Source organism: Bradyrhizobium liaoningense (assembly GCF_018130785.1).
Lineage (GTDB): Bacteria > Pseudomonadota > Alphaproteobacteria > Rhizobiales > Xanthobacteraceae > Bradyrhizobium > Bradyrhizobium liaoningense_A.
The window spans coordinates 69906-87248 of sequence record NZ_JAFCJT010000007.1; the positions used below are offsets into that span (position 1 = coordinate 69906).

16 protein-coding genes are annotated in these 17343 nt (G+C 65.0%); 12 read left to right on the forward strand and 4 right to left on the reverse strand.

Translation table 11 applies throughout. The features are described 5' to 3' along the window. Position 1: 1 nt before the first annotated feature. From JQ627_RS17755 to JQ627_RS17795, 9 genes are all read left to right on the forward strand, one after another. Complete coding sequence (locus JQ627_RS17755; protein ID WP_212485446.1) at positions 2–1000, forward strand: tripartite tricarboxylate transporter substrate binding protein; 999 nt, start codon at positions 2–4, stop codon at positions 998–1000. 305 nt (positions 1001–1305) lie between these two features. After that, positions 1306–2958: an NAD-dependent malic enzyme gene (locus JQ627_RS17760; protein WP_212485447.1), complete on the forward strand. Its 1653-nt coding sequence runs from the start codon at positions 1306–1308 to the stop codon at positions 2956–2958. A gap of 305 nt (positions 2959–3263) precedes the next feature. Then, positions 3264–3656: a BlaI/MecI/CopY family transcriptional regulator gene (locus JQ627_RS17765; protein WP_092185459.1), complete on the forward strand. Its 393-nt coding sequence runs from the start codon at positions 3264–3266 to the stop codon at positions 3654–3656. Beyond that, on the forward strand, positions 3653–6172 hold the full coding sequence (locus tag JQ627_RS17770) for a M56 family metallopeptidase (protein WP_212485448.1): 2520 nt from the start codon (positions 3653–3655) through the stop codon (positions 6170–6172). Before JQ627_RS17765 ends, JQ627_RS17770 begins: the two co-directional genes overlap by 4 nt. A gap of 169 nt (positions 6173–6341) precedes the next feature. After that, positions 6342–7811, forward strand: coding sequence for a DUF1800 family protein (locus tag JQ627_RS17775; RefSeq protein ID WP_212485449.1), 1470 nt, complete (start codon positions 6342–6344; stop codon positions 7809–7811). A 2-nt stretch (positions 7812–7813) separates the two neighbouring features. Continuing rightward, a complete protein-coding gene (locus JQ627_RS17780; protein ID WP_212485450.1) occupies positions 7814–9064 on the forward strand; it encodes a DUF1501 domain-containing protein in 1251 nt (416 codons plus the stop codon). 33 nt (positions 9065–9097) lie between these two features. Beyond that, on the forward strand, positions 9098–9262 hold the full coding sequence (locus JQ627_RS17785; protein WP_212485451.1) for a hypothetical protein: 165 nt from the start codon (positions 9098–9100) through the stop codon (positions 9260–9262). Positions 9263–9415: 153 nt separating this feature from the next. Beyond that, the gene (locus JQ627_RS17790; RefSeq protein ID WP_212485452.1) at positions 9416–9931 is read left to right on the forward strand and encodes a septal ring lytic transglycosylase RlpA family protein; all 516 of its coding nucleotides are present in this window, start codon (positions 9416–9418) and stop codon (positions 9929–9931) included. A 116-nt stretch (positions 9932–10047) separates the two neighbouring features. Beyond that, the gene (locus JQ627_RS17795; protein WP_014493103.1) at positions 10048–10203 is read left to right on the forward strand and encodes a hypothetical protein; all 156 of its coding nucleotides are present in this window, start codon (positions 10048–10050) and stop codon (positions 10201–10203) included. Between the two features lie 327 nt (positions 10204–10530). On the opposite strand, the gene JQ627_RS17800 is transcribed toward JQ627_RS17795, so the two are convergent. From JQ627_RS17800 to JQ627_RS17810, 3 genes are all read right to left on the reverse strand, one after another. Beyond that, complete coding sequence (locus tag JQ627_RS17800) at positions 10531–10836, reverse strand: hypothetical protein (protein WP_212485453.1); 306 nt, start codon at positions 10834–10836, stop codon at positions 10531–10533. Between the two features lie 111 nt (positions 10837–10947). Beyond that, positions 10948–11220: a hypothetical protein gene (locus JQ627_RS17805; RefSeq protein WP_212485454.1), complete on the reverse strand. Its 273-nt coding sequence runs from the start codon at positions 11218–11220 to the stop codon at positions 10948–10950. A gap of 133 nt (positions 11221–11353) precedes the next feature. After that, complete coding sequence (locus JQ627_RS17810) at positions 11354–14044, reverse strand: alpha/beta hydrolase fold domain-containing protein (RefSeq protein ID WP_212485455.1); 2691 nt, start codon at positions 14042–14044, stop codon at positions 11354–11356. A 260-nt stretch (positions 14045–14304) separates the two neighbouring features. Between JQ627_RS17810 and JQ627_RS17815 the strand changes: the two genes are divergently transcribed. Further along, the gene (locus JQ627_RS17815; RefSeq protein ID WP_249143154.1) at positions 14305–14481 is read left to right on the forward strand and encodes a hypothetical protein; all 177 of its coding nucleotides are present in this window, start codon (positions 14305–14307) and stop codon (positions 14479–14481) included. A gap of 82 nt (positions 14482–14563) precedes the next feature. Then, positions 14564–16024 (forward strand): carboxylesterase/lipase family protein, encoded by a 1461-nt coding sequence (locus JQ627_RS17820; RefSeq protein WP_212485457.1) that lies wholly within the window; start codon positions 14564–14566, stop codon positions 16022–16024. Positions 16025–16039: 15 nt separating this feature from the next. On the opposite strand, the gene JQ627_RS17825 is transcribed toward JQ627_RS17820, so the two are convergent. Next, positions 16040–16219, reverse strand: a complete 180-nt coding sequence (locus JQ627_RS17825; RefSeq protein WP_027519499.1) for a hypothetical protein — start codon at positions 16217–16219, stop codon at positions 16040–16042. 150 nt (positions 16220–16369) lie between these two features. Here JQ627_RS17825 and JQ627_RS17830 point away from each other — a divergent pair, with 150 nt between their 5' ends. Next, the gene (locus JQ627_RS17830; protein WP_212485458.1) at positions 16370–17164 is read left to right on the forward strand and encodes a class III extradiol ring-cleavage dioxygenase; all 795 of its coding nucleotides are present in this window, start codon (positions 16370–16372) and stop codon (positions 17162–17164) included. Positions 17165–17343: the final 179 nt, after the last annotated feature.

The following is a 17343-nucleotide window of genomic DNA, read 5'->3' on the forward strand; positions in this document are numbered from 1 at the left end:
GATGCGGGGGCTGTGGGCCGGATTGCGCGGTCATGTGATTGTCGTATGCGCATTGATTGGATGTGCGGTATGGACCGCACCTGCGAGCGCACAACCATTTCCGTCGCGCCCCATCACCCTCGTGGTGCCGTTCGCCGCGGGCGGTCCGACCGATACACTGGCGCGGATCCTGTCCGAGCGGATCGCCGCTCAGTTGCACACGACCGTCGTGGTCGAGAACGTCGCCGGTGCCTCCGGCAGCATTGCGGGCGCCCGCGTCGCGCGCGCTACGCCTGACGGCACGACCATCACGATCGGCCATTGGGGCACGCATGTGCTGAACGGCGCGATCTTCAAGCTGCCCTATGACATCATCGCCGATTTCGAGCCGGTCGCGACGATCGCGATGGGCACGCAGCTCATCGTCGGACGGAAGTCGCTGGAGGCCAACAATCTGAAAGAGATGATCGCCTGGCTCAAGGCCAACCCCGGCAAGGCGACTGCCGGCACGGCCGGCGCGGGCACGGGCGCGCACGTCGCCGGCGTCTTCTTCAAGGAGAAGACCGGCACCGACTTCCAGTTCGTGCCCTATCGCGGCGCGGGGCCTGCCATGATCGATCTCGTCGCAGGCCAGATCGACATCATGTTCGACCAGGCCTCGAACTCGCTGCCGCAATACAAGAACGGCGCGATCAAGGCGTTCGCCGTGACCTCGCCGACGCGGCTTGCCTCCGCGCCCGACGTGCCGACCGTCGACGAGGCGGGACTGCCCGGGCTCTACATCTCCTACTGGCACGGCATCTGGGCACCGAAGAGCACGCCGAAGGATATCGTCACAAAACTCAACGCCGCCATCGTCGCCGTGCTTGCCGACGCTTCCGTCAAGCAGCGATTTGCCGAATTGGGGCAGGAGATTCCGCCTGCCGACCAGCAATCGCCTTCGGCGCTCGCGGCCTTCCAGAAGGCCGAGACCGAGAAATGGTGGCCAATCGTGAAGGCTGCCGACATCAAGCCGGAGTAGCTGCGCGTGGCCACAAGCGCTCTCCTCATCCTGAGGAGGCCGCGCAGCGGCCGTCTCGAAGGATGGCCGCGGCGAGATTGGGGCCTTCATGGTTCGCCCGGCGATGCGCAGCATCGTCCGGAGACACGCGTGCCGCGCTCCTCATCATGAGGGGCGAGAGCTTGCGACGTTAACCTTTTACCGTGCACGACAATCTCGCTGCGGTGCGAGATCACAATCGATGCGCTCGTCTCTACGTCCTTGATCTCAGGTGAGCGCTGGCCGACAATGTCAGCGGTTCAATAAGAAACTCCCTGGGGGAATTCGTGAATAGACCGGCTCGGGTCAGCACCCATTCGACATCATCCGACACCGCCCACGGCATGACGCTGCTGCGCGATCCCTTGCTCAACAAGGGCACCGCCTTCACCGCGCAGGAGCGCGAGGCGCTCGGCCTGCGCGGCCTGCTGCCGCCTTGCGTGCTGACGATGGAGACCCAGGCCGAGCGCGTGCTCACCAATCTGCGCACGCTACCGACGGATCTGGAGAAATATGTCGCACTGAATGCGCTGCATGACCGCAACGAGGCGCTGTTCTTCCGCGTCGTCGTCGACAATATCGACGAGATCCAGCCGATCATCTACACGCCGACGGTCGGGCTCGCCTGCCAGAAATACGGCCTGATCTTCCAGCGGCCGCGCGGCATGTTCATCTCATCGCGCGATCGCGGCCAGATCGCCGAGATCCTGGAGAACTGGCCCTATCCGGCCAAGCTGATCGTCGTGACCGATGGCGAGCGCATCCTGGGCCTGGGCGATCTCGGCGCCAACGGCATGGGCATCCCGGTCGGAAAGCTCTCGCTCTATTCCGCCTGCGCAGGCGTACATCCCGAGCATTGCCTGCCGATCGTGCTCGACGTCGGCACCAACAACGAAGAGCTCTTGAACGATCCCTATTATCTCGGCCTGCGCGAGCGGCGACTCACAGGCGAGGCCTATGACAGCTTCGTCGACGAGTTCATGCAAGCTGCGCGAAAGACGTTTCCGGGCGTGCTGATCCAGTTCGAGGATTTCGCCAATCACTCGGCGTTCAAGCTGCTGCACAAATATCGGGACGAGGCCTGCGTCTTCAACGACGACATCCAGGGCACCGCGGCCGTGGCGCTCGCCGGCCTGTTCTCAGCTCTGCGCGTCAATGGCGGCAAGCTCAGGGATCAGCGCATCCTGTTCCTCGGCGCGGGCGAGGCCGCGACCGGCATCGCCGATCTCGTCGTCTCCGCCATGATGGCGGAGGGTGCTTCCGAGGCGGAAGCCCTCCGGCGCAACTGGCTGGTGGATTCCCGCGGCCTCGTCGTCAGCGGCCGTGACGGCCTCTCTGGCCATAAGCTGCGTTATGCCCATGCGGACCAGGCGCCGATCGCGGATTTCCTCACCGCGATCAAGACGCTGAAGCCGACAGCGATCATCGGTGTCGCCGCGGTCGGCGGCGCCTTCACGCCCGACGTGCTCAAGGCCATGGCCGGGCTCAACGAGCAGCCGATCGTGTTCGCGCTCTCCAACCCGACCTCGAAGGCCGAATGCTCGGCCGAGGATGCCTACCGCTATACCGAGGGCCGCGCACTGTTCGCCTGCGGCAGTCCCTATGATCCGGTGAAGCTCAACGGCCGCACCTTCGTGCCGCGCCAGGGCAACAACTCCTATATCTTCCCCGGCGTTGGCCTCGGTGTCATCGCCAGCCGTTCGCGTCTGGTGACGGACGAGATGTTTATGGCGGCCGCCCATACGCTTGCGGATTGCGTCGGCAAGGAGGACCTCGCACAGGGCAGCCTCTATCCGGCACTCCCTCGCATTCGCGAGGTCTCGGCCCGCATTGCTGCCGCCGTCGCCGATGTCGCCTATCAGCGCGGGCTCGCGGACGGACCCGCTCCCAACGACGTGAAGGGTCTCGTCCAGTCCCAGATGTACGAGCCGCATTACTGAGCGTGCTGCACCCAAAACGGCGCGATTAATGCGCTGACGCCTCCACATCGTTATGGCCGGGCATAGCCGTCCGTAGGACGGCGTCGCTTCCGCTCGCCTATGTCCCGGCCATCCACGCCCCCTTGCCGTGTGATACGAAGAACGTAGACGCCCGGGTCTTCGCCTCGCCGAAACGGCTTCGGCCGCGCAGGCAGGACAGCCCGGGCATGACGGCACGGCGAGGTGGAATCGCCGTTGCGTGGTGCGGCCGTATATGCGACGATCTGTAGCGTTACAAGAAAACTCAATCCGCAAGGTCAGATGCCATGGACGATCGTTTGCCCGAACTGGGCGACCTCGAGCACGAGGTCATGCAATTGGTTTGGGCCCATGGTCCTGTCACGGCCGAAGTCGTGCGCGAGCGGCTGTCGCGGCGTCTGAAGGAATCCACGGTACGCACGGTGCTGCGCCGGCTCGAAGAAAAGGGCTATGCTAACCACACCGTGGACGGACGCACCTACGTCTACCACGCCGCCGAAGAGCGCTCGCGGGTTGCCGCCAAGGCGGTGCAACGCATCGTCGACTGGTTCTGCAATGGCTCGATGGAGGAAGTCCTCGTCGGCATGGTGGACAATGCGATGCTCGACCAGCAGCAGCTCCGGACGCTGGCCGACCAGGTGGCCAAGGCGAAGAAGGCGAGGGGAGTGAAGAAAGAATGATCGCAACTCTGGCTGAGGCGGCGCTGCGCTCCTTCGTGCTGGGAGGCGTCGTCTGGTTCGGTCTCAATCTTTTTCGCGTGCGCAACCCGCACGTCCACATGACGGCATGGATCGTCGTACTGTTCGCGTCGCTGGCGATGCCCTTCGTGATGCACTGGCCGACGCTGACGATCACCCGGATGCCCTTGCCGGTATCCGTGCCGGATGATTTTCTGCCGGCCGACATCTCGATGCTGGAGGCGCCGCAGCCCGCGCTGCCGATCACGCCCGGCGCGGCCATTGCTCCGCCGCCGAAGAGCGGGCTCCCGATCAATTGGTGGCTGGTCGCCACCATCGTCTATGCCGGCGTCACGGTTTGCCTGCTGTTGCGGCTGGCCATCGGTCTCTGTCTGACCTGGCGTCTGGCACGTGCGGCAAAGCCGATGAATGGCCCGCAGATGATCGATGCCGATGTGCGCGTCAGCCGCGACGTCGGTGGTCCCGTCACGTTCGGCTCGACCATTCTGGTGCCGCCGCAATTTTCCGGCTGGGATGCGAAGAAGCGCCTCGCGGTGCTCGCGCATGAGGGCGCGCATGTCGCCAACGGCGATTTCTACGTTCTCCTGCTCGCCTCCCTCAATCGCGCGGTGTTCTGGTTCAGCCCGTTCTCGTGGTGGCAGCTCGCGCGTCTTGCCGAGCTCGCCGAGATCATCAGCGACGCTGAGGCGATCGAGGTGATCGATGACCGGCTGTCCTATGCGGAAATCCTGCTCGATTTTGCCAGCACCATAAAACCGCGGCCGGTCGAGCTCGCGATGGCGCGGGCCTCGACCGTGCGCGCCCGCGTCGAGCGCATCATCGCGGCTGCCGCCATGCCCGTCGCGGTCGGCTGGCGTAAGCGATTGTGGATCGCGGCCGCGATCGTCCCGGCTGTGATCGTGTCGGCCGGCATGATCGCCTATCGCACCCCGGATCCCGCCCCCGTCGCGGCGGATACCGGCGAGGTACCGGCCCAGCATTACCGCCCCTTCGTCAATTTCTACGCCATGGGTCCTGCCACGGTATTCGCCATCTTCCGCGAGGGCGACGACCTCTATGGCCAGCTCACCGGGCAGAGGAAATTGCGCCTGACGGTCGGCAGTGACGGCACCGCGTCCTACGCGGGCTCGTCCGGCGAGATCACGTTCCCGGTCGATGCCGAGCGCCGCTCCTCCGAGCTGATGCTGCGCATGAACGGCCGCGACGTGCGTGCGGTTCGCGTCGCCGAGATGCCGACGGCGGCTGCCGATGCGACACTGCTCGACCAATATGTCGGCTGGTACAGGATTGCGCCGAACCGGGTGCTGACGGTGCGGCGCGACGGCGATCGGCTCCAGGTACAGGAAACCGTGCAGGGCCGGGCCACGCTCCTCGCCGAAGGTGCCGACGTCTTTTCGATCCATGGCGAGAGTCTCCTGGTCTTTCTGCGTGACGAGAAGGACAAAGTTGCGCGCGTCCTGGTCCAGAACGCGGTCTTCGGCGCGCGCCTCGCGCCGCGGATCGATGCGGCGTTGGCGCAGGCGGTCGAAGCCGACTTCGCGCGCCGCCTTGCGGAGGTTCCTGAGCGATTCCGGGAGCAGGTCCCGGCTGCCGGCGGCAAGGAGATGATCTTGCGCGGGATTGAAGACCTGCGCCGCGGCACGCCGAACTACGAGCGCATGAGCGCGCCGCTCGCGGCCAAGGTCCACCGGCAGCTCGATGAAATGCGCGGGACGTTCCTGGCGCTTGGTGCGGTGGAATCGCTCTTCTTCCGTGGCGTCGGCCCTGGCGGCTACGACATCTATGGCGCGAAATTCGAGAACGGCACGGCTGAATTCCGCCTGATGCTCAAGCCCGACGGCAAGGCCGGCGACGTGCTGTTCCGGGCCGACGGCAATGACGAACTCGGCGGCGTCGTCTCCTGTTCGGAGGAGGCGAGCGTGCGCGGCCGCGCCGGCACCTCGCCGATCAGGATCATGGTCTACAACGAGATGGGCGAGGACCTTCAGGTCTTCAATCTCGACGCCAACGGCAATCGCAGGATGCAGAGCGTCGTCAGGCCCAACGCAACCTGGGCCTCCACGACCACCGTGAACAATCCCTGGATGATTTCCGACAAGTCGGGGCGCTGTCTCGAAGTTCTGATGCCGGGGCGGCAGACTCGCTTCCACAACGTCGAGGCGTCAAACCTCGGTGCGCGTCCCGGCCGTGCCGCGCGCCGCGCCGTTCCGATCGCCAATGGTGAGGAGATGCTGCGCCGCTACATCGAGGGTGTCGGCAAGGGCCAGCCGGACTACGAGCATATGACGTCGGAAGTGGCCGACATCACGCGCCAGCAGCTTCCGTTCGATCAGGCGATCCTGACGCGGCTCGGTCCGTTGCGTGCGGTTTCCTTCCGCGGCGTCACGGCGCTCGACAGCGACATCTATGTCGCGCAGTTCGCCAACGGCTCGGCGGAATGGCGTATCGGCGTCAGGAACGGCACGATCACGAAGATCGCGCTCGGCCCCAATTTCTAGGACGGCTGCTGCTGCCGGACTACGGGACCGGCGGCTGCCGATGTCTTGACGGCGATGTCTCAATCTCCGCTTGCGGGCCTACCTTGCTAATGCTACGATTTGTAGCATTACAGTTCGTAGCTCCGTCCGGCACCCCCGTCGGCAGCTCTCGACAGAATGGGCGTTCGCCATGAGCATTTCCGCAAAGGCCGAGGCCGTGCTGGCGCTTCATCGCTTCGGGATGGGGCCGCGACCGGGATCGATTGCGGCGGTTGGGACCGATCCGCGCGGCGCGTTGATCGCGGAGCTCGATCGGCCGCTCGCATTGAGCGCCGCCGTCAGCCTTCCCACCAGTGCGAAGGCCTATCGCACCGTGGCCGATGCCAATGCACGGCGAACCGCGCGCGCCAAGCAGGCGCAGCAACAGGCCAAGAAGCAGCAGATGGCTGCGACACCAATTGCTGCGGGCGACCAAGGTCAGGCTCAGGCGCAGCCGCAGGGCTACAGCCAGGAGAAGGATGCTGCCGAGATGGCGGCCAAGCAGGCGGCCGACGCCGTTCCCGATCCCGGCCGTCCGATCTATCTGCAGGAAGCCAAGCTGCGTACGGAAGCAGCGCTCGCTGCCGATATCGGCTTTGCCGAGCGGCTGGTGTGGTTCTGGTCCAACCATTTCTGCGTCTCGGCCAACCGAATCCAGAGCATGTCCGGCGCCTATGAGCGCGAAGCCGTTCGCGCCAATGCGCTCGGCCGCTTCGTCGATCTCTTGCTGGCCGTCGAAGGCCATCCAGCGATGCTGTTCTACCTCGACAATCTCGGCTCGATGGGCGCGAACTCGATCGCCGGCATCAACCGCAGCAGTGGCCTCAACGAGAACTTTGCGCGCGAGATCATGGAGCTTCATACGCTCGGCGTGCGCACCGGCTACACCCAGGATGACGTCATCAGCTTCGCCAACGTGCTGACCGGCTGGACGCTGGTGCCGCCGGGCGCCGATCCCCAGCATGGCGGCGAGTTCACCTTCAATCCGCGGCTGCATGAGCCCGGCGGACAGATCGTGCTCGGCAAGCGCTACGAGCAGGAAGACGCCGAGCAGGGCCGCGCCGTGCTGCGCGACCTCGCCGCGCATCCGGCAACCGCAACCCATGTCGCGACGAAGCTCGCACGCCATTTCGTCGCCGACGAGCCGCCGCCGGCGCTGGTCGAGCAGATGGCCAAGACCTTTCGCGACACTGAAGGCGATCTCAAGCAGGTCGCGATTTCGATGGTGTCGTCGGATGAAGCGTGGCGCGGGCCGCCGTCAAAACTGAAGCGTCCCGGCGAATGGGTTGTCGGCATGGTGCGCGCGACAGGCATCACCGTCGTCGACCCCACGCGCTTCACCGGCGGCCAGGAGCTGCTGGGCGAGGCGCTGTGGCGTCCGTCCGCGCCGAAGGGCTATCCGGACGACGAAGCGAGCTGGATCGACGGTATCGGCCGGCGGCTCGACGTCGCCAACAATTTTGCGGAGCGCATCACGGGCATGGCCGATCCGCAAGTCATCATCGAGGATGTCTTCACATCGCAGATCGCGCCCGAGGTGAAGCAGGCGGTCGGACGCGCCGAGAGCCGGCAACAGGCACTGGCGCTGCTGTTCATGTCGGCGGATTTTCAGAGGAGGTGAGCATGGGCTTCGTCAATCATTTGCCCACGCGGCGCGAACTCCTGGTCGGCTCGGGCGCGCTGTTCGCGTGGAGCCAGATACCGAGGCTCGCGCGCGCGGAAGGGCGCGATCCGCGCCTGCTCGTGATCGTCCTGCGTGGCGCGCTCGATGGTCTCGGTGCGGTCGCGCCGGTTGGCGATCCCGACTGGGTCGGCTTGCGCGGCGATCGCGCGCTGGTGCTGGACGGCAAGCCGCCGGCGCTGCCGCTCGATTCATTCTTCGCGCTCAATCCGGCGATGCCGAACCTGCACCGGCTCTACAAGACCGGCAAAGCCGCGATCGTCCATGCCACCGCGACGCCCTATCGCGAGCGCTCGCATTTCGACGGCCAGGACGTGCTCGAGAGCGGCATCTCGAAGCCCGGCGTGACTGCTTCGGGATGGCTCAACCGCGCGCTGCTTGCGATCGAGTCGGGTGGGCGCGTCGATCCGCGCGGCAGCCGTGCGCTCGGCATCGGCTCGGTGACGCCGCTGGTGGTACGCGGCTCGGCGCCCGTCATGACATGGGTGCCGCAGAAACTGTTGCCGGCGAGCGAGGACACGCAGAACCGCCTGCTCGATCTCTACCAGCACACCGATCCGAAGCTTGCAACCGTGCTTCAGGCGCGGATCAAGCTCGCCTCGCTCGGCGGCGCGCCAGGCGCGGGCGATCCGATGTCGGACGATCCGACGTTGATGCCGCCCGGCATCGCGCGCGTGCGCGCCTACTTCGCCGAAGCGGCCGGCACCGCCGCGCGCTATCTCGCCAAGGCCGACGGCCCGCGCGTCGGCGCCATGGGCTTCGTCGGCTGGGACACGCATATCGCCGAAGGTGCGGCCTCGGGCCAGCTCTACAATCTGCTCGGTGCGCTCGATGGCGCCTTCGCGGCAATCGAGACCAACATGGGCGAGGCCTGGCGGGAGACGGTCGTCGCAGTCGTCACCGAGTTCGGGCGCACCGCGCGTATCAATGGCACGCAGGGCACGGATCACGGCACGGGTACGGTCGCCTTCCTCATTGGCGGTGCGCTCGCCGGCGGCCGCGTGATCGCGGACTGGCCGGGCCTCAAGCCGGCGCAACTGTTCGAGGATCGCGACCTCAGGCCGACCACCGATCTCCGCGCCGTGCTGAAGGGCCTGCTCAGGGATCATCTGCGCGTCGAGGAGAAGGTGCTGGCGGATGCGGTCTTCCCCGGCAGTGCTGACGTCAAGCCGATGGGAGGCCTCGTCGGCTGACGGCGCGGCCTTCGCGACCGGATCGGGTCCATCATGTGCACACTGACGCAACGGGAACTCGACTTTCTCGCCAGCCTGAAAACCGGCTGGCGGCGGCTCTATCGGCGCGAGCTGATGCGGCTCCTGAAGGGTGACACCGAGGCGAGCGAAGCGCAGCTGGAGACGCGCCCGATCGCCTGGCGCGTTGCATCGGGCTAGTTTTGCGCGAGTCTGTCTCGATTCAGGAGACGCCACTGTGGTGGAATCGCCACAGCCGGCACGAAACCGTCGTGGCCCTAAGCCTGCTTTCCTTCAGTCAAGGTTCTGCCCTCATTCCCCACCGAAACTCCGGGCAGTTCGGAGGGGCGTACCATGTCTCGCTTTGCACGTGCCGTAAGTGCCCGAATTTCCCTCGCAACCTCCTGCCGGTTGCTGCTTGCCATCATCGGTGCCGCGTCGCTTGCGGCCTGCGCGCAATCGCCGGTCGGCCGCCAGCAGGCCGATCTTGGCACCAATCGACAGGCTGCGGTCCAGCGGCCGCATAGGGTAGCGGCCCTGCATCCGCGGCCGATCAGCCGGGTACGGATCACCGACCGTGACGCAAAGCAAACCGCTTCGCACGGCGTTGCCAGCTTCTATTCGGATACGGAGACCGCGAGCGGCGAGAAGTTCGACAAGAACGAATTGACCGCGGCGCATCCCAGCCTGCCGTTCGGCACGAAGCTGCGCGTGACCGATGTCTCCTCCGGCCGCTTCGTGACCGTCCGGGTCAATGATCGCGGGCCCTATGTTCGCGGACGCGTGGTCGACATCTCGCCTTCCGCGGCCGAGGCGCTCGGCATGGTCGACAAGGGCATCACCAATGTCCGGCTCGACGTGGTCCGATAATTCGTCCTTCATGGACATTGAGACGCTACGCTTAACCGGCTGTTAGTCGCCCTGGTCCACCATGGGTGCCCAAACAAGTCGGGGCTCCAATTGGGGGTCCTTGGGGGAGGCGGCGTTTGAACACGATCCAGTATCTCGAAGATCAGGCCGCGCGCGCCGAGCGGCTCGCCAAACGGATCACGGATACGCTGACGATCGAAAAGCTCCTGACCTTCGCCGGCGAACGCCGCCGCGAGATCGAAGTCATCGCCGGCAAGTACCGGCGCGCATAACTCCCCGAACCATGCACCGGACGCATTCGCCCTCGCTGCGAGGCGCGGAACTTCCTTTCGTCTCTGGCGTCATGTCAATGATGAATGTGGAGGAGGAAGTCATGGGTTTTGGACGAGGTGCTTTGCTCTGGCTGCTTGGTGTGCCGCTGCCGATCGTTCTGCTGCTGGCATTGTTCTGGCACCACTAGAGCACGGTCCGGAAAAGCGTGGATCGGTTTTCCGATAGGATCATGCTCAAACAGGAATGTTGGCACACGAAAAGCGCCGCGGAAGCGGCGCTTTTTTGTTGCCTGCGATTTGAAGCGTATCAACGAGAACGACGCGCGGTCAGGTATGGCTCTCGACGAAGTCGCTGAGATAGTCGGGAAGCCGGACGCCATCGATGTCGCAGCGCGCCTTGATCTCCCCGGCGATTTCGGTCGAGATGTCCTTCATCCAGTGCTCGAGCGTGTTGAACGAGATCACCTTGATCGGATCGTTGAAGCAGCCGGCGACGAGCTCGCCGATCGTGGCTTCAAGATCGCTTCGTTCAACGCGGATTTCAGTGGCCTTATCGCGGCGATCAATCACCACGAACAGGGTCTGGTCTGCACCATAGGGTACGACCGCAGATGGTACACCGGTTTCAAGCATCTCAAGGCACTCGTCTTGACTTCCGATCCCGGTTAACGGGAAAATCCGGTAGAAGGTTCCTGCCTTGTGAAAAGCTTGTCATGCACGTGCAGCTTCCGCATCTGCACGCAATCAGAGAAATTCCCTCAACCGCGATAGCTCGATGACGTGCTCGGGCGAGAGGATATCCGTGACCAGCGGCGGTTGCGCAATCGTGTGAATCTCATAGAGGTGCCTGGTCGTGGCCGGCTTTTCCATGAAGGCCGAGATGCACTCGTCGAGCGTACCTTCGCTTACCTGGTAAGAATCTCGGTCCGGTCGGCGCTGGTTCGAAAGCGACGGCCATTTATGCAGGGCTGCAAGCGCTCCGAAATCGACCTTTGAATCCGCAACCACGTCCCCCATCGTCCCGCCTCACGCAAAAAAATTGCCCCAGCACGCGGATCTGCGTGCCGGGGCCCACACCTATCGCTGCATCTCAATGCCACAACCACTCAACGCAGCAGCCGGGAAAAGGTTCCCGGCCGCCTTGCCGCCATCAGCTCGCGGCCGCCGCGATTCTGTGCCCCGGGCTGCCATGACCGTGGCTATCCTCGTCGCCGCGGCGGACTTCCGGGGGAAGCCCGGCGAAGCGCCGCAGGGCTTCCGCCATCTGCACCCGACCTGCCACGCCGGTGATCACCACGTCGACCATCGCAAAGGACGAGTGAAAATGGCCGCGCGCCCTGAGCTGTTCGACCGGGACCCCGGCGGCCGCCATTGCCTCGGCATAGGCGATGCCCTCGTCGCGCAACGGATCGAATTCACAGGTGACGACCAAGGCCGGTGGCAGGCCGGCGACCTTGCCGCGCAGCGGCGAGACGCGCGGATCGGTGCGGTCGGCCGGTGAGCAGTAGAGATCCCAGAACCAGTACATCAGCGAGCGCGTCAGGAAATAGCCGGTCGCATTATCGTTGTAAGAGGGACGGTCGACGGTGCAGTCGGTGACCGGGCATATCAGGAGCTGGCCGGCGATCTCAGGCCCGCCGCGATCACGCGCAAGCTGGCAGGTGACGGCGGCGATGTTGCCGCCGGCGCTCCAGCCCGCGACCAGCACCGGGCCCGGCCTGCCGCCAAGCTCGGTCGCGTGCTCGGCGATCCAGCGCGTTGCCGCATAGCCGTCCTCGGCCGCGGTCGGGAAACGATGCTCCGGCGCGTGGCGATAGCCGACGCTGACGAACATCATGCCGGTCCGCCGCACCAGATCGCGGCACAGCGGCTCGTCCGATTGCTCGTCGCCGAGCACCCAGCCGCCGCCGTGGAAATAGACCACGACAGGATGAGGCCCCGGCGTTGCCGGCTTGTAGATCCGGTAAGGCAGCGGGCCGTCCGCACCGGGCAGCGTGCCGTCGACGATGTCGCCGATCAGTCGTCCCGCAGGCCGGCCCTTGTTGAACTCGTTGACGAAGGCGCGCGCCCCGATCGCGCCCATCGACTCGATCGGCGGCAGGTTCAGCGATGCGAGCAGGTTCAGCACCAGCCGCACGTCCGGCTGCAGCCGCACCACCTCGCCGTCATTGCATTGCGCGGCGACGTCGGGGCCGGTGAGCTTGAAGCCGAGCATGCCGCGGCTCGTGACCTCGTCGCAGATGCTGCGATAAGGGCCGACGCCGCCGGTGTAAGGCATCAGGCCCTGCACCTTGCCGGGCACGTTGGCGCCCGTGTACCAGGTGTTGGCGAGCCGGTGCAGCGTCACCATCGAGCAGTCCGTCATGTGCTGGCCCCAGGCGGCCTGCGCCGTCTCGGTCGGCTCGATCGTGGTGAAGCCGGCATCGCGCAAAGCAGCGAGCCGGTCGACGACCCAGTCGACATGCTGCTCGATCGACACCGCCATGTTCGACAGCACCGACGGGCTGCCGGGTCCGGTGATCATGAAGAAGTTCGGGAAGCCTTCGACCGTAAGTCCGAGATAGGTCTGCGGCCCCTGCGCCCAGACGTCGGTCAGCGACTTGCCGCCGCGTCCGGTGATCGGATGCACGGCGCGGATTGCGCCGGTCATGGCGTCGAAGCCGGTCGCGAACACGATGACGTCGACATCGATGCTCCGCTTGCCCGTGGTGATGCCGCTCGCGGTGATCGCCTTGATCGGCTCCTGGCGCAGATTGACCAGCGTGACATTGGGTCGATTGTAGGTCGCGTAGTAATTTGTATCGAGGCAGGGGCGTTTTGCGCCGAAGGGGTGGTCGTGCGGCGTGAGCGCCGCAGCGGTCTCGGGGTCGTTGACGGCGGCGCGGATCTTCTCGCGGATCAGGTCCTGGACGATCTTGTTGCCGTCGACGTCGACGGCCTGGTCGGCCCAGAGCTGCGTCAGGATGTGGACGAGGTCGCCGGCTGCCCAAGCACGTTCGAACCGCTCACGACGCTCGGCATCGCTCAATTGCCAGCTCACGACGGTCTGCTGCGGATAGGGCACGCCGGTCATCGACTGGCGCGCTTGCTCGCGATAGGCCGCGGGGTCGCTCTGGAACAGCTCCATGCGATCGGACGGCGAGGGGCCGTTATGCGCCGGCAGCGCGAAGTTTGGCGTGCGCTGGAACACGGTGAGATGCGCGGCCTGTTCGGCGATCAGTGGGATCGACTGGATGGCTGACGAGCCTGTGCCGATCACGGCGACGCGTTTTCCCGCGAGATCGACGCCGTCATGCGGCCAGCGCCCGGTGAAATAGACCTTACCCTCAAAATCCTTGACGCCGTCGATCTCCGGCGGCTTCGGCGCGGAGAGGCAGCCTGTGGCCATGATGTAATGGCGGCAGGAGACCGGCGTGCCGCTGTTGGTGGTGAGCTGCCAGCGTTCAGTCGCTTCATCCCACCTGGCTTCGGTGACCTTGGTCTTGAAGCGGATGTCGCGGCGCAGATCGTAGCGGTCGGCGACAAAGCCGAAATAGCGCAGGATCTCGGGCTGGGTCGCGTATTTCTCCGACCACGTCCACTCTTTATCGAGCTCCGGATCGAAGGTGTAGCTGTAGTCGATGGTCTGGATATCGCAGCGCGCGCCAGGGTAGCGGTTCCAGTACCAGGTGCCGCCGACATCGCCGGCTTCTTCGAGGGCGACTGCCGAGAGGCCTGCCTTGCGCAGGCGATGGAGAAGATAGAGGCCGGCAAATCCGGCGCCGACCACGGCAACGTCGACTTGTTGGGTTGTTCCACTCGCCGCTTTGGACTCACGTGCGGCGACCATTGCGTCTGGCATGGCATTCCTCCCGTGTATTCTGTTTTGCCGGCAGGCTATCGCCGCAGGCTTGGCTTGTCATCAGGACAGGTACAATCTTCGGTAGTCGTTTGCGGCGCCATCGTGGCCGCGCGAAGATTGCGGCGATACACGCACCGCGATGCACAATCGCCGGGATTGTCCGGGCTAATCAGACCACATCCTTCTGTGTATGCTTGCGGTTACAAGCCACGCGTATCCAGGGCGTCATGACAGAGCTGAGTGAACGAACGAAAGCGAACATGGACGTCGTCCTGGAGGAGACGTGCCGCCAATTGCCGCACGGCGGCGATCACGACAGCCGCAGGTTCATTGCCGAACGCCTGATCGAGGCGGCGCATTCCGGTCATTCCACGCTCGGTGAGCTCGGCATCGTTGCCCGCCGCGCGCTGGCGGATATCGTCGCCAAGGGCAATTAGCCTGGCGCCGCCGAGCTTGCCTCATCGCGGGCCGCAGACGTAACCTGCCGGGAAACCTTTTGGCGCATCGGGATCCCCCAGGATGCGGTCGTTGTTTGCGCTCGTCGTGGTGTCTTCACTCCTTTGCTGGGACGGTGCGGCCGTCGCTCAGGCGGTCGGGCAGTTTCCGTTCGCGCTGACGCGTGAAGGACAGATGCTCGGCGCCGTCGAGGGCGAGGTCGCGTCGTTCAAGGGGCTGGCCTACGCGGCCGCTCCGGTCGGTGCGCTGCGCTGGCGCCCACCGCAGGCAACGGCGGAGAACTCCGAGATGCGTACCGCCTATCAGTACGGCGCGCCGTGTCTTCAGCCCTCGCTGCCGGGTGCGAGCGAGGACTGCCTCACGCTCAACGTATTCCGTCCCTTCGGGGTCGACGGTCCGCTGCCGGTGATGGTCTTCATCCATGACGGCGGCTTCGTCGGCGGCACCGCAAACGATCCGCTGTTCGACGGTGCAAAGCTCGCGCAAGCGGGCCTCATCGTGGTCACCGTGAATTATCGTCTTGGAGCGCTCGGCTGGCTCGCTCATCCCGCACTGTCGGAAGGTGGCTCAGGCAATTACGGCCTGATGGACCAGATCGCGGCGCTGCATTGGGTGCACGACAACATCGCGGCCTTCGGTGGCGATGCGAACAACGTCACCCTGTTCGGTGGCGGCGCAGGTGCGACGTCGATCGCGCTGCTGATGCTGTGTGCGCAATCGGGCGATCTTTTCCAGAAAGCCATTTTGCAATCGCTGCCCGGCCGCGCGCGCCTGCGCTCGGTGCAGGAGGCCGAGGCCATGGGCCGGCAGTTCGTGGCGGCGCTTGGGCAGGAGGTGGATTTGCGCGTCGCCGCGCCGGCGCGGCTGCTTGCGGCCGAACAATACCTGCTCGCAAGATCCGGACGCAGCTTCGCACCTGCGATGGATGGAAGCCTGGTGCGCGAAGACGTGGCCGCGGGATTTGCGGCGGGACATGAAAGCCGCATTCCCCTCATCATCGGCTCGAATGATGACGAGACGCTTTTCGATGGCGAGCGGGAGATCGGGGAGACGCTAGCGTCCTCGGGCGAGAGCAGCGATGAGCTGCGCAAGCTCTACCCGGATATCGCCAGACCATCGGAGCGCGCAGCCAAATTCTACACCGACAAGGTCTTCTCCGAGCCGGTCAGGCTGCTTGCCCGCCTTCATGCGGCAACAGGGGCGCCTACGTTTCGCTATCGCTTCGCCTACGTGCCCGAGGCGCGGCGCTCAAATCCCGATGGCGGCCACGGGCGCGAGTTGCAATTCATCTTCGGCGTGGAAGGCGTGCCCGGCGCGGGCATGCTCACGCGGGCGGACCGCGAGGTCGCGAACCGCATGCGCAGCTACTGGATCAACTTTGCGAGGAGCGGCGATCCCAACGGCCCCGATTTGCCACGATGGGACGCGGCAGCAGATCGCGAACGCCTGCTGCTGATCGCGAACGACCGCATCGCGAGCGGAGACGACCCTTGGACGGAGCGTCTCGACCGGCTCGCGCGCTAGGAAGATGAGTTGGATTTATGCCGCGAGTTCGACGCGGGGCGCCGGGCTCAGCCGGTCTTCTTCGAGATAGTCCATCGCGCCGTCCTTCTCGACGGCGTAGAACTGCTGGCCTTCCTTCGACCTGTAGGCGGCGCGAACGACGCCGCGGCGGCCCTTGTCACTGTTGACGACGTCCCCCAGCGCAAACTTCTTCATCTCACGACCCTGTCTTCTGGCCGATTCCTTCAGCCACGGCTGGATTGTGGGCGGCAAATCGTTAACGGCTTGCTAACCATACTGGTTTGCCTATGCTCGCCGCCGTTCGCGGGCAGTTCGCACCCGCATGTTGTCAACGAGACGAGCCCCATGACGCGATTACCGACCCTCTTCCTGTCGCATGGCGGTGGCCCCTGGCCCTTCATGGAGGACAGGCGGGTGCAATATGCCAAGACCGCCGCGGAGTTCGGCCGGTTGCCGCAGCTTCTCCCCGAGAGGCCAAAGGCCGTGCTCGTCATCACCGGCCATTGGGAGGCCGAAGCCTTCACCGTGTCGACCTCGCCGCAACCGCCGATGGTGTACGACTATTACGGTTTCCCCGAGCATACCTATCACGTCAAATATCCGGCGCCGGGCAAGCCCGAGCTCGCCGCCGAGGTGAAGGCGCTGCTCAAGCACGCGGGCGTCGATTGCCGGGAGGATCCCAACCAGGGTTTTGATCACGGCACCTTCGTGCCGCTCGGCCTGATGTATCCGAACGCAGACATGCCGATCGTGCTGCTGTCGCTGAGGGCGAGCTACGATGCGGCCGAGCACATCAAGGTCGGGCAGGCGATCGCATCGCTGCGCGACGAAGGCATTCTGATCATCGGCAGCGGACTGACCTATCACAACATGCGCGGGTTCGGTCGGGCAGAGTCGAAGCCCGTCTCGTACGATTTCGAAGCCTATCTGAACGAAGCCATCAGCAATCCGGATGCGGCGCGTCGCAACGCGATGCTGGTCGACTGGGAGAACGCCCCCAGCGCGCGCCTCGCGCATCCCCGCGAGGACCATCTGCTGCCGCTGATGGTCGCGGCAGGTGCCGCCGGGAGCGATATCGGCCGTCGCGTCTTCGTCGACGAGGTCGCGAGCGTCGCGATGGCGTCGTATGTGTTTGGATGAATCGTAGGGTGGATTAGCGCAGCGTAATCCACCATCAAGCCGCAATGAAGGTGGTGGATTACGCTGGCGGACTGCGCTTCGTGCAGCCGCGGGCTAATTCACCCTACGGGGTTCCGACTAAAAATGTCGAAAAACAACCCCATGCACAGTAGAACGGCCCAGCAAATAGAATGGCTTAG

Excerpts from the sequence above, each read along its gene's own strand:
- JQ627_RS17775 (WP_212485449.1), top strand. The coding sequence starts at position 6,342 with ATGAGCATTTCCGCAAAGGCCGAGGCCGTGCTGGCGCTTCATCGCTTC.
- JQ627_RS17800 (WP_212485453.1), bottom strand. The coding sequence starts at position 10,836 with ATGCTTGAAACCGGTGTACCATCTGCGGTCGTACCCTATGGTGCAGAC.
- JQ627_RS17780 (WP_212485450.1), top strand. The coding sequence starts at position 7,814 with ATGGGCTTCGTCAATCATTTGCCCACGCGGCGCGAACTCCTGGTCGGC.
- JQ627_RS17810 (WP_212485455.1), bottom strand. The coding sequence starts at position 14,044 with ATGCCAGACGCAATGGTCGCCGCACGTGAGTCCAAAGCGGCGAGTGGA.
- JQ627_RS17805 (WP_212485454.1), bottom strand. The coding sequence starts at position 11,220 with ATGGGGGACGTGGTTGCGGATTCAAAGGTCGATTTCGGAGCGCTTGCA.
- JQ627_RS17820 (WP_212485457.1), top strand. The coding sequence starts at position 14,564 with ATGCGGTCGTTGTTTGCGCTCGTCGTGGTGTCTTCACTCCTTTGCTGG.
- JQ627_RS17825 (WP_027519499.1), bottom strand. The coding sequence starts at position 16,219 with ATGAAGAAGTTTGCGCTGGGGGACGTCGTCAACAGTGACAAGGGCCGC.
- JQ627_RS17765 (WP_092185459.1), top strand. The coding sequence starts at position 3,264 with ATGGACGATCGTTTGCCCGAACTGGGCGACCTCGAGCACGAGGTCATG.
- JQ627_RS17785 (WP_212485451.1), top strand. The coding sequence starts at position 9,098 with ATGTGCACACTGACGCAACGGGAACTCGACTTTCTCGCCAGCCTGAAA.
- JQ627_RS17790 (WP_212485452.1), top strand. The coding sequence starts at position 9,416 with ATGTCTCGCTTTGCACGTGCCGTAAGTGCCCGAATTTCCCTCGCAACC.
- JQ627_RS17770 (WP_212485448.1), top strand. The coding sequence starts at position 3,653 with ATGATCGCAACTCTGGCTGAGGCGGCGCTGCGCTCCTTCGTGCTGGGA.
- JQ627_RS17755 (WP_212485446.1), top strand. The coding sequence starts at position 2 with ATGCGGGGGCTGTGGGCCGGATTGCGCGGTCATGTGATTGTCGTATGC.
- JQ627_RS17830 (WP_212485458.1), top strand. The coding sequence starts at position 16,370 with ATGACGCGATTACCGACCCTCTTCCTGTCGCATGGCGGTGGCCCCTGG.
- JQ627_RS17815 (WP_249143154.1), top strand. The coding sequence starts at position 14,305 with ATGGACGTCGTCCTGGAGGAGACGTGCCGCCAATTGCCGCACGGCGGC.